The organism is Citricoccus sp. NPDC055426 (assembly GCF_040677445.1).
Classification (GTDB): Bacteria; Actinomycetota; Actinomycetes; order Actinomycetales; family Micrococcaceae; genus Citricoccus.
The window spans coordinates 440,152-452,117 of record NZ_JBFARZ010000002.1 but is presented as its reverse complement, the minus strand read 5'-3'; the positions used below and the strand labels follow the sequence as shown (position 1 = coordinate 452,117).

The window sequence follows — 11,966 nt, the reverse complement described above, 5'->3', positions numbered from 1 at the left end:
GCTCCAGCAAGCCGTGAAGACCGATCCCACACCGCTCCGGGAACTCTCCATTTCCGCATCTGCGGACTAACTTCAGCTAAGCAGATACCCAATACGGACGTACGACATCGACGGGCAGGCCTCCCTGCCCCGCCTCGACGGGGTGGGCGGGGTGGCCCGGGTGCGCTACCGCCCGCCGATGGCCCTGGAGACCGTCTACTTCGACACCGCGGACCGGGACCTGTCCGCCAACGGCGTCACCCTGCGGCGCCGCACCGGAGGCACCGATGCCGGCTGGCACGTCACGATCGGCACGGGGGACCGCCGGATCGCGATGCAGTCCGCCCGGGGTTCCGGCGACGCGGCGGACCTGACCGTGCCGAGCCGCATCCTGGACCTCGTCCGGGTCCACACCCGCTGCCGGGCCCTGACGCAGATCGCCCGGCTGAACACCCGGCGCACCGTGGTGGACCTGATGGACGGGCAGGGCCACCTGCTCGCGGAGGTCAGCGACGACCGGGTCGCGGCCGCCTCAGTGGGCCTCCGCGCCGAGTCCCGGGTCCAGCACTGGCGCGAATGGGCGGTCGAGGTGATCGACGCCCGCGCCGAGGGACTCTTGGACGGCGTCGGGCGGCTGCTCGAGACCGCCGGTGCGCGGGTCTCCGCGGCCGGGTCCACGGTGGAGAAGGTGGTCGGCCCCACGGCGGACCCGCTGGATCCGCAGGCCCCGTTGGCGGGGCACGGGAACACCACAGGGCACGACGGCGGCTCCCTCGGCGTGCGCTCGGTCCTCACCGCCACGGTGCGGGCCCAGCTGAAGGTCCTCAAGGGCTGGGATCCGCTGGTGCGGCGCGATGTGGAGGACTCGGTGCACCAGTACCGGGTGGCCTGCCGCACCCTGCGTTCCCTCCTGCAGACCTATGCGCCGCTGCTGGACCCGGAGGCCACCAGGGCCGTGGTGAAGGACCTGAGGAAGCTGGGCCGGCTGCTGTCCGTGGCCCGGGACGCCGAGGTGGCGCGGGACCAGGTGGCGCAGAGGATCGGCGCCCTGCCCGGCGGACGCGGGGGGCCGGTGGCCGTGCTGATCCACGCGCGCGCCGTCAAGCGGCTTCAGCGGTCCCAGGCCCGGAGGTATGCCACAGCGCATGCCCGGCAGCTGAGGCGGATGCGCGGCGCGTGGTACGCCGAGGTCCTGGACCGGTTGGACGCCTTCGCCCTCGAGGTGCCGCTCCGCGCGGACCTGCCCCCGCAGGACGCGGCCGACGCCGCCGAGTCGATGGTCCCGCTGGCCGCGGACCAGGTGGACACCGTGCTGGCGCTCGCCGCCGCGGTGGGGCCCGGAGAGGGCCCCGGAGAGGGCCCCGGGGAGCGCCTCGAGCGGATGCACGGGGTCCGGAAGGAGGCCAAGCGGCTGCGCTACGCGGTCAAGGCCGTGCAGGATGCCACGGGCCTGGACCTCGGCACCGAGCTGGCGGCCCGCATGAGGACCGCCAAGGCGCTGCAGGAGGTCCTGGGGGAGCACCGGGACTCGGTGCTGTTCCAACAGCACGTGCTGACCACGTCGAGGAGGGCCGCCGCCCGGGGCGAGGACACCTTCGGCTACGGCGTGCTCTTCGCCGCCGAGCTGGCCCTCCAGGCCCGGACCGAGGCCGAGGCGGAGGCCCTGGTGGCGCGGCTGGCCGGATCGGGCCGTCCAGACGCCTCGGACGGCTGACCGTCATCCCGGGCGGGTCCGCCCGGGCCGGGAATACACTGGACGCGCACCACCCACCGACCCACAGGAGCCCACCCGTGACCATCCAGCTCGACCGTGTCCCGCTCAAGCGGGCCCTGATCTCCGTCTACGACAAGACCGGTCTGGAGGAGTTGGCCACGGGGCTGCACGCCGCCGGCGTGCAGATCGTCTCCACGGGATCCACGGCGAAGCGGATCGCGGGGGCCGGGGTGCCGGTGACCGAGGTGTCCGAGGTGACGGGCTTCCAGGAGTGCCTGGACGGCCGCGTGAAGACCCTGCACCCCCTGGTCCACGCCGGGATCCTGGCCGACCGCCGGCGCGAGGACCACGTGGCCCAGCTGGAGCAGATGCAGATCCAGCCCTTCGACCTCGTGGTGGTGAACCTCTACCCCTTCGTGGACACCGTCCGTTCCGGGGCGGGCCAGGACGAGGTCGTCGAGCAGATCGACATCGGCGGGCCGTCCATGGTGCGCGCCGCCGCCAAGAACCACCCGTCCGTGGCCGTCGTCGTGGACCCGGCCCGGTACGGCGACGTGGTCTCCGCCGCTCAGTCCGGCGGTTTCGAGCTGACGGCACGACGCCGGCTCGCGGCCCTGGCCTTCGCCCACACCGCCGCGTATGACAACGCCGTGGCGGCCTGGACGGCCGCCCAGTTCGAGGACGAGGGCGAGGGGGATCTCTTCCCGCCCTACGCCGGCGTCACCCTGGAGCGGGCCGAGACCCTGCGCTACGGGGAGAACCCGCACCAGAAGGCCGCGCTCTATGTGGAGGACGGGGCCGCCCCGGGGATCGCCCAGGCCGAGCTGCTGCACGGCAAGCCCATGAGCTACAACAACTACGCCGATGCCGACGCCGCCCTGCGCGCCGCCTTCGACTTCGAGGCGCCGGCCGTGGCCATCGTCAAGCACGCCAACCCCTGCGGCGTGGCCGTGGCGCAGGAGGACGAACAGGACGCGATCGCAGCGGCCCACCGCAAGGCCCACGCCTGCGACCCCGTGTCCGCCTTCGGTGGGGTGATCGCCGCCAACCGCGAAGTCACGGCGGGGATGGCCGAGGCCGTCAAGGACATCTTCACCGAGGTGGTCATCGCCCCGTCCTTCGCCCCTCAGGCCCTGGAGATCCTCAGCGCCAAGAAGAACATCCGCCTGCTGCGGCTGCCCGAGGGGTACGCCCGGGACTCCGTGGAATTCAAGCAGGTCTCCGGTGGCATGCTGCTGCAGGCCCGCGACGCGGTGGACGCGGCCGGGGACGATCCCGAGACCTGGACCCTGGCCGCTGGTGAGGCCGCCGACCCGGCCACCCTGGCGGACCTCGCCTTCGCCTGGCGGGCCGTGCGCGCCCCGAAGTCCAACGCCGTGCTGCTGGCCTCCGGCGGTGCGACGGTCGGTATCGGCATGGGCCAGGTCAACCGCCTGGACTCCTGCCGGTTGGCCGTGGAGCGTGCCAACACCCTCGGGGCCGCGGCCACCGGCGCGCAGGAGGTGGGCGCCGGCATCACCACCGCCGGCGGCGCCGAGAACGTCTCGGGCGACGGCGCCCCGGAGCGGGCCCGCGGGGCGGTCGCCGCCTCGGACGCGTTCTTCCCGTTCGCGGACGGCCTTCAGATCCTCCTCGACGCCGGGGTGCGCGCCGTGGTCCAGCCGGGGGGATCCATCCGGGACGAGGACGTGGTGGCCGCCGCAGAGGAGGCCGGGATCACCATGTACTTCACCGGCGCCCGGCACTTCTTCCATGGGTGAGGCTTCCCAGGCCGAGGCTTCCCAGGCTGAGGCTTTCCAGACCGAGGCCCGGACCGGATGACCCCGGGGGTTCGCGAGGACGGCCCGGCGCATCGCCTGGAGGCACAGATCCGCCACGATCTGCGTCAGGACCGTCTCGAGGCGGCCCGGGACGGGCTCCGTCACCTGAGCCCGGCCAAGGCCGGGCGGTTCCTCGGCCGCACGGAGCCCGGCAGCCTGGCCGTGGTCTTCCGGCTCCTGGAGAAGGCCGTCGCCGTCGAGGTCTTCGCGGCGCTGGAGCCGCGCCAGCAGTCGAACCTGATCAACGGCTTGCAGGATGAGGATGTGCAGGTCATGTTCGCGCAGCTGCAGGCCTCAAGCCAGGCACGGCTGCTCGACGACGTCCCCGCCGAGGTGGCCCAACGGCTGCTCGGCACGCTCGACAGCGACCAGCGGGCGGACGCCGGCCGGGTGCTGGGGTACCCTCCCGGGTCCGTCGGCCGCCGGATGGGCCCCGTGCTCATCGAGCTCCGCCCTGAGATGACCGCCGGCGCGGCCCTGCGGGCTCTACGCGACTCCGGGGTCCCCCGGCGGCGCCTGCGCCGCCTGGTGAGCCTGCCGGTGGTCGGGCCCGGGCACCGACTCCTCGGGATGGTGGAGCTGACGGTCCTGGCCAGCGCAGCCGAGGGGGCCGGCGTCGTCGATCTGATGTCGACGGACCTGGAGACGGTGGCGACCACCGAGGACGACGAGGCCGCGGCCCGCCGGCTCCTGGACGAGGACCTGCTGGCCCTGCCGGTGCTCGACGAGACCGCCCGGATCGTCGGGGTCCTGACCCTGGCGGATGCGACCCGGATCCTGGCTGAGGAGGAGACGGAGGACGCCGCGCGGTCGGGTGGCTCCGAACCCCTTGCCCAGCCCTACCTCAGCACGTCCGTGGGCCGGCTGGTGAGGTCACGGATCGTGTGGCTGATGGTCCTGGCCGTGGGCGCGACCCTCACCGTCCAGGTGCTGGAGGTCTTCGAGTCGACCCTGGAGGAGATGGTGGTCCTCACCGTCTTCGTGCCCCTGCTCATCGGCACCGGCGGCAACACCGGCAACCAGGCCGCCACCACCGTCACCCGCGCCCTGGCCCTCGGCGAGGTCCGGGCCGGGGACACCCTGCGGGTGGTGGGGCGGGAGTTCGCGGTCGGGTTGAGCCTGGGTGCCATGCTGGGCACGCTCGGCCTGGTGGTCACCGGACTCATCTACTCCTGGCCCATCGGGATCGTGATCGGCCTGACGCTGCTGTCCATCTGCACCCTGGCCGCCTCCGTGGGCTCGATGATGCCGATCATCGCCCGGCGGCTCGGGGTGGATCCGGCCGTCTTCTCCAATCCGTTCATCTCCACGGTGGTGGATGCCCTGGGCCTGATCCTCTACTTCTTCATCGCCCGCGCCGTGCTGGGGCTCTGAGCGGCGGCCGGTGACAGTGGCCGGTGAGGTGCCCGGTCCGGTCACGATGGGTGTCCGGGCCGCCCGCTCCGGTAGATTGGGGGCCGATTGACCCATCACCACGACTCGGGCCGTGCCCACCGGCGCGCCCTGCGAGGAGACGCACGCTTCATGTCGAAGATCATCTACACCTATACCGACGAGGCTCCCATGCTGGCCACCGGCTCGCTCCTACCGCTCGTGGAGGCCTTCGCCTCGACGGCCGGGGTGGGCATGGAGACCCGGGACATCTCCCTGGCGAACCGCATCCTGGCCGCCTTCAACGAGGTGCTGCCGGCGGACCAGAAGGTCAACGACGCCCTGGCCGAGCTCGGTGAACTGGTCAAGTCCGATGACGCCAACGTCATCAAGCTGCCGAACATCTCGGCCTCCGTGCCCCAGCTGAAGGCCGCCGTGGCCGAGCTCCAGGCGGACGGCTACGCCCTGCCGGCCTACCCGGATGAGCCGAAGACCGCCGAGGAGAAGGACGCCCGCGCCCGCTACGACTCCGTCAAGGGCTCGGCCGTGAACCCCGTCCTGCGCGAGGGCAACTCGGACCGCCGCGCGCCGAAGGCCGTCAAGAACTTCGCCCAGAAGCACCCGCACTCGATGGGCGCCTGGTCCGCTGACTCCAAGACCAACGTGGCCACCATGGACGCCGACGCCTTCTTCCACAACGAGAAGTCCGTGGTCATCCCCGAAGACGGCACCATCCGCATCCAGTTCGTGGACGGCTCCGGCGAGACCACCGTGCTGAAGGACGACTTCCCGGTGCTCGCCGGTGAGATCGTCGACGGCACCTTCCTGTCCGCGCAGGCCCTGGACGAGTTCCTGGCCGCTCAGATCGCTCGGGCCAAGGAGGAGGGCGTGCTGTTCTCCACGCACCTCAAGGCCACCATGATGAAGGTCTCCGACCCGGTGATCTTCGGCCACGTGGTCAAGGCCTTCTTCCCGTCCCTGTTCGGGAAGTACGGTGCCCAGCTGGACGCCGCCGGACTGTCCGCGAACAACGGCCTGGCCGCCATCCTCTCCGGGCTGGACGCCCTGGACCCGGAGGTCGCCGAGGGCGTGAAGGCCGAGATCGAGGCCGGCTACGCCGAGGGCCCGGACCTGGCCATGGTGAACTCCCACAAGGGCATCACCAACCTTCACGTGCCCTCCGACGTGATCGTGGACGCCTCCATGCCGGCCATGATCCGCACCTCCGGGCACATGTGGAACAAGGACGACCAGGAGCAGGACACGCTGGCCGTCCTCCCGGACCCCTCCTACGCCGGCGTGTACCAGGTGGTCATCGACGACTGCCGGGCCAACGGCGCCTTCGATCCGACCACCATGGGCACCGTCCCGAACGTGGGCCTGATGGCGCAGAAGGCCGAGGAGTACGGCTCCCATGACAAGACCTTCATCCTCGAGGCCGCCGGCACCGTCCAGGTGGTCGACGGCTCCGGCGCCGTGCTGCTCGAGCACGCGGTGCAGGCCGGGGACATCTGGCGCGCCTGCCAGACCAAGGACGTGCCGGTGCGTGACTGGGTCAAGCTGGCCGTGACCCGGGCCCGGGCCTCCCAGACCCCGGCCGTGTTCTGGCTGGACGAGAACCGTGCGCATGACGCCAACCTGATCGCCAAGGTCAACGAGTACCTCGAAGAGCACGACACCGACGGCCTGCAGCTGGAGATCATGGCCCCGGAGGCCGCCACGGCCTTCACCCTGGAGCGCATCCGCCGCGGCGAGGACACCATCTCGGTCTCCGGCAACGTGCTGCGCGACTACCTGACGGACCTGTTCCCGATCCTTGAGCTGGGTACCTCCGCCAAGATGCTCTCGATCGTCCCGCTGATCAACGGCGGCGGCCTGTTCGAGACCGGCGCCGGCGGCTCCGCACCGAAGCACGTGCAGCAGTTCGTGGAGGAAAACCACCTGCGGTGGGACTCCCTCGGCGAGTTCCTGGCCCTGGCCGTCTCCTTCGAGCACGAGGCCGTCTCCCACGGCAACGCCCGCGCCCAGGTGCTGGCGGACACTCTGGACCGGGCCACCGGCACGTTCCTCGAGGAGGGCCGCAGCCCGTCCCGCAAGGTCGGGGAGATCGACAACCGCGGTTCGCACTTCTACCTGGGCATGTACTGGGCCCAGGAGCTGGCGCGCCAGACCGAGGACGCCGAGCTGGCCGCCAAGTTCACCCAGATCGCGGCGGACCTGACCGAGAACGAGCAGCAGATCGTGGACGAGCTCAACGCCGTCCAGGGGGCCCCGGTGGACATCGAGGGCTACTACAGCCCGTCCAAGGACCGCGTCTTCGAGGCCATGCGTCCCTCGGCCACCCTCAACGCGATCGTGGCGAAGCTGGCGAAGTAACCACCCCTGCATCCAGCGGTCAGCAGAGGCCCGTTCTCCCGGTGAATCCCGGCGGAACGGGCCTCTTCTGACCTTCAGCTGCCGGTGCGGCGGGTGTCAGCCCGGGTCAGCCCGAGCCAGCCCGGGTCAGCGCCCCGGCGGCCGGGGCGGGAGGTCGTCGTCCTCGCCGATCCTGACGTCGCCCACCGGTGCCCCCCGTTGGCGGTGCGCGGCCTTGTTGATGAAGTAGGTGACGACCCACAGCAGGATTCCGAGCACCATGAGCCCGCCGGCGATCTGGTAGACCATGGGGTCACGGTCCACCCAGGGGCCCACGAGGAACAGAGCGAGGACCGCCGCCAGGTAGGGCAGCGCCTTCGGCGAGTGGAAGGCCCGGCCGGGCTCGGCGTCCGGCCCGCGGCGGCGCCGGAGCACGATGCACGCCACGTTCACCACGGCGAAGACGCACAGCAGCAGCAGCGCGGTGGTGCTGGAGAGGTTCGTGACGATGTTGCTCTCCGGGTCGCTGGTGACGTACCAGATCAGGAACAGGGCCAGCAGGGTCGTGAAGATGATGGCGACCCAGGGCGTGCGCCGGTGGGGCAGCACCTTGCCGAGGGTCCGCGGCAGCACGTTCTGCTTGGCCATGCCGTAGACCAGCCGGCTGGCCATCAGCATGTTGATCAGGGCGGTGTTGGCCACGGCGAAGACCGCCAGGAACGGGAAGACCCGGTCCACCGGGAAGTCCGGCGAGCCCTTCGCCACGACCTCCAACAGGGCCCGGCCCTCGGCCTCGCCGATCCGGGCGAGTTCGGTGGGGGAGAGCACGGCCACGGCCGAGACGGCCACCAGCATGTAGAAGATCACCGCGATCCCCAGGCCGGTCAGCATGGTCCGGGGGAAGATGCGCACCGGGTCCTTGGTCTCCTCGACCATGTTCACGGAGTCCTCGAAGCCCACCATGGCGAAGAAGGCGATCGAGGTGGCGGCCGTGACCGCCAGGAACAGGCCCTTCTCGTTGTTGTCCTGGAAGACGAAGATCTGGCTCAGGTCCGATCCGCCCTCGGCCATGGCGAAGAAGCCCACGCCGATCACGATGCACAGGGCCGTGACCTCCACCAGGGTCAGGACGACGTTGAACTTGATGCTCTCGCCCACACCCCGCAGGTTGATCAGGGCGAGCAGGACCATGAAGCCCAGGGCCACGGCCGTCACGGCGCCCTGGTCCACCGACTCCACCCAGCCGTTGACCTCCAGGCCGCCGAAGAAGTTCTGGGCCAGGACGTTGGCGGAGGTCGAGGCGCTGGTGATGCCGGAGCAGACCACGGCGAAGGCCACCAGGAACGTGATGAAGTGGATGCCGAAGGCCTTGTGCGTGTAGAGCGCCGCACCGGCGGCCTGGGGGTAGTGGGTGACGAGCTCGAGGTAGGAGAACGCCGTCATGGTGGCCACCGTGAACGCCAGCAGGAAGGGCAGCCAGAGGATGCCACCCACCAGGCCCGCCATCTCGCCCGTGACGGCGTAGATGCCCGCGCCGAGCACGTCGCCGACGATGAACAGCAGCAGCAGCTTGGGTCCGAGGACGCGCTTGAGCTCCCCCTCCCCGCCGTCAGCCGGGGCGCTGTGGAAGTCCGTGCCGGTGGTGCTCATGGTGGGAAGTGTGGACCCGGCCGCCGGACGGGGTCAATGCCCTACTCGTAGCGGGCCCCGGACTCCCGGCTCATCTGCTCCACGGAGGTGTAGGCGTCCCGGGCCAGCGCGGACCAGAGCTTGATGGCCAGCTGGGGGTCCGACTCCTCCAGCGCGGAGATCACCTGGGCGGTCAGCACCCGTGTGGTCACCGGGCCGACCGCCCGGACGGTCGTGACCTGGCGCCCGGCCTGGCCGAGCGCGATCTCGCCGAAGATCATGCCGGGGGAGAGATACGCCTGCCGGTAGCGGCGCCCGCCGGAGCCCTGCCCCATGAGCTCGACCTGGCCGGCGGTGATGAAGTAGATCCCGCCGAACGGCTGGCCCGTGCGGCGGATGACCTGCCCGGCCCGGTAGGTCCGCGATTCCATGAACGCGGCCAGGGTGCTGGCGTCCTCGTCGGTGAGCATCTCCAGCAGGGGGGACCGGGTGGGCTCCTGGCTGCCCGTGGGCACCAATTCGGGGGCGTGGAACGCCAGCAGCCGCTGTTCGATCCACTCCAGCGCGAGGGACCGGGAGAGGAACAACCGGAATTCGGGCCCGACGTCGGCCGCCTCCACGTCGTCCAGGTGCGGTTCGGTGGGGGCCAGGTCATAGACCGCGGCATCCCGGGTGTGGGCGTCATCCGCGGTGGGCGACCCGTCCGGGGTGGGGCCGGAGGAGGGCCAGGTGGCGGTCTCCGGCAGCGCGTCCGGCAGGGCCCCGTCCTCGGATGCGGCGGCGTGGTCCAGCAGGGAGCGGGTCAGGGCCTCGTCGTCATCCAGCAGGATGATGTCCCGGCCGCCGGCCAGGAAGTTCCGCACCACGTGGGTGAGCAACCGGGCGGCGGCCGTGCCGAAATCGTCCACCTTGCGCACGTCCACCACGAGGGTGCGGACGGACTCGTCCAGCTCCACGGCGGCGCGCGTCAGGGTCTCGGCCTCGGCGAAGCCGATGTCCCCGCCCACCTCGATGATGCGGCACTGGTGGCCGTGCTTCTCGAGGACCTGCAGGGCCTCCACGCTGCGGGGCACGGAGGAGGGGGCCTCGGAGAGGTCGTAGCGGGCCCGCACGGTGGACCGGCCCAGCGGCGGCACGTCGCCGTAGTGCAGGCCGAAGTCCTGGGTGATCTGCGCGATGGCCAGGCTGCCGCGCACGGAGGTGCCGTGCTCGTCCAGGGGCGGGGAGAACACGCCCACGCCCATCTGGCCGGGGACCACCACGAGCAGGCCGCCGCCCACGCCGGACTTGGCCGGCAGGCCGATCTCGATGGCCCAGGTGCCGGCGTCGTCGTACATACCGCACGTGGACATCACGGACAGCACCCAGCGGACCACCCGGGGGGAGAAGACGCGCTCCCCGGTGGCCGGGTTCACGCCCTGGTTCGCGAGGGTGGCGGCGATCATGGACAGGTCCTTCGCGGTGACCATGATGGAGCACTGGCGGAAGTAGTCCTGCACGGTGGGCTCGGGATCGGACTCCAGGATCCCGAAGGAGCGCAGTAGCCACGCCAGGGCCCGGTTGCGGTGCCCCGCCTTGTCCTCGGCCTTGAACACGGAGTCGGAGACCTTGAGATCCCGTCCGGCGGCGTCGGAGAAGGTGTTGAGGATCCGGCCGATCCGGTCACGCCCACCCCGGCCCTTGATGAGCGAGGTGGTGGCGATGGCCCCGGCGTTGATCATCGGGTTGTCCGGGCGGCCCGTGCCGGCCTGCAGCGAGATCTCGTTGAACGGGTCCCCGGAGGGCTCCACGTCGATCTTCTCCTGCACCTTCGCCGGCCCGAGGTCCTCCAGGGCCAGGCCGTAGGTGAGGGCCTTGGAGATCGACTGCAGGGAGAAGGCGTGGTCGGCGTCCCCGGCCGCGTAGCCGTGTCCCTCCACCGTGGTCAGGGCGAGGCCGAACAGGGAGCGGTCCATGGCCGCTGCCGAGGGGACGGCCTGGTAGGTGGTGCCCTCGTCGACGGGGCGGATCTGCTCGACCAGCCGGTCGAGGTACTCCTGCACGGGGGATCTCATACCCCCAGCCTAAGGGGACCGGACGCCCGGTCCCGGTCAGTACCCGGCGTCGGCGTCCACCCGTCCCTCCAGGGGTTGACCGGCGGCCCGGGCGGAGAGGTTGCGGACCGTCCGGGCGTTGATCAACGGGATGCACATCTCAGGGGTGTCGGCCGTGTGGGGGGTGATGAGGCACCGCGGCTCGTCCCAGAGCGGATGTCCGTCCGGCAGCGGCTCTGGATCCGTGACGTCCAGGCCGGCCGCGCGGATGGACCGGGCCGCCAGCGCCTGCACCAGGGCGTCCGTGTCCACCAGGGTGCCGCGGGCGATGTTCACGAGGATGGCGCGTCCGTCCATCAGCTCCAGCTGGCGGGCGCCGATCATCCCGCGCGTCTCGTCGGTGGCCGCGGCGGCGACCATCACCACGTCCGCGCCGGGCAGGACCTCGTCCAACTGGTCCTGGGTGACGGTGCGGTCGGCGCCGGGCACCTCGCCCGCCGAGCGCCGCACCATGGTGACCGTCGTGTCCCAGGTCTTCAGCAGCCGCAGGTACTCCCGGGCGATCCCGCCCCCGCCGAGCACCACGGCGTGCAGGCCGTTGAGGGTGGTCCCGCCGCCGGCCCCCCAGCTCGTGGCCCGCACGCGTTCGGGCAGGTCCCGCAGCAGGGCCAGGGTCAGGGTGAGGGCGTGTTCGGCCACGGGCGGGGCATACACCCCCTTCGCCGAGGTCCAGGTGATCTCCCGGTGTTCCCGCATCGTGGGGACGTAGCGTTCGATTCCGGCGAACGGCAGCTGCACCCAGCTGATCCCCGGGTTGGCCGCCAGCAGGGCACGCACCTCGTCCACCGGGACGGGGAACACCATCACCAGGGCGGTGGCGCTGCCGTCCCCGTAGGGCGTCTGGGCGTCGTTGGGCACCACCACACCGCCGACGTCGGCCGTCGCCTGGGCCGGCTCGGCATGGGCCTCGCGGTAGGGGCCATCGGAGCGGGTGTCGGCCGGCGGGTAGAACAGCACCCGGTCGGGGCGTTTCGTCGCATCAGTCATGCCGCCATGCTGTCACAA

Annotated in this window: 7 protein-coding genes; 4 read left to right on the top strand and 3 right to left on the bottom strand. The window is 71.3% G+C overall.

The features are described 5' to 3' along the window. Window positions 1-151: 151 nt before the first annotated feature. From AB0K08_RS05830 to AB0K08_RS05815, 4 genes are all read left to right on the top strand, one after another. The gene (locus AB0K08_RS05830) at window positions 152-1,693 is read left to right on the top strand and encodes a CYTH and CHAD domain-containing protein (protein ID WP_363352550.1); all 1,542 of its coding nucleotides are present in this window, start codon (window positions 152-154) and stop codon (window positions 1,691-1,693) included. 77 nt (window positions 1,694-1,770) lie between these two features. Beyond that, the gene (gene purH, locus AB0K08_RS05825) at window positions 1,771-3,453 is read left to right on the top strand and encodes a bifunctional phosphoribosylaminoimidazolecarboxamide formyltransferase/IMP cyclohydrolase (protein ID WP_363352549.1); all 1,683 of its coding nucleotides are present in this window, start codon (window positions 1,771-1,773) and stop codon (window positions 3,451-3,453) included. 57 nt (window positions 3,454-3,510) lie between these two features. Next, window positions 3,511-4,887, top strand: coding sequence for a magnesium transporter (gene mgtE, locus AB0K08_RS05820; protein WP_363352548.1), 1,377 nt, complete (start codon window positions 3,511-3,513; stop codon window positions 4,885-4,887). A 150-nt stretch (window positions 4,888-5,037) separates the two neighbouring features. Continuing rightward, window positions 5,038-7,260 (top strand): NADP-dependent isocitrate dehydrogenase, encoded by a 2,223-nt coding sequence (locus tag AB0K08_RS05815; RefSeq protein WP_363352547.1) that lies wholly within the window; start codon window positions 5,038-5,040, stop codon window positions 7,258-7,260. A 126-nt stretch (window positions 7,261-7,386) separates the two neighbouring features. Here AB0K08_RS05815 and AB0K08_RS05810 read toward each other — a convergent pair whose 3' ends face one another. Genes AB0K08_RS05810 through AB0K08_RS05800 form a run of 3 tightly spaced genes read right to left on the bottom strand, consistent with a single transcriptional unit; the run spans window position 7,387 to window position 11,948 of the window. Beyond that, window positions 7,387-8,889: an APC family permease gene (locus tag AB0K08_RS05810; RefSeq protein WP_363352546.1), complete on the bottom strand. Its 1,503-nt coding sequence runs from the start codon at window positions 8,887-8,889 to the stop codon at window positions 7,387-7,389. A 41-nt stretch (window positions 8,890-8,930) separates the two neighbouring features. Then, window positions 8,931-10,922, bottom strand: coding sequence for a glutaminase A (glsA, locus tag AB0K08_RS05805; protein ID WP_363352545.1), 1,992 nt, complete (start codon window positions 10,920-10,922; stop codon window positions 8,931-8,933). A gap of 36 nt (window positions 10,923-10,958) precedes the next feature. Next, window positions 10,959-11,948 (bottom strand): NAD(P)-dependent oxidoreductase, encoded by a 990-nt coding sequence (locus AB0K08_RS05800; protein ID WP_363352544.1) that lies wholly within the window; start codon window positions 11,946-11,948, stop codon window positions 10,959-10,961. Between the last annotated feature and the right edge of the window lie 18 nt (window positions 11,949-11,966).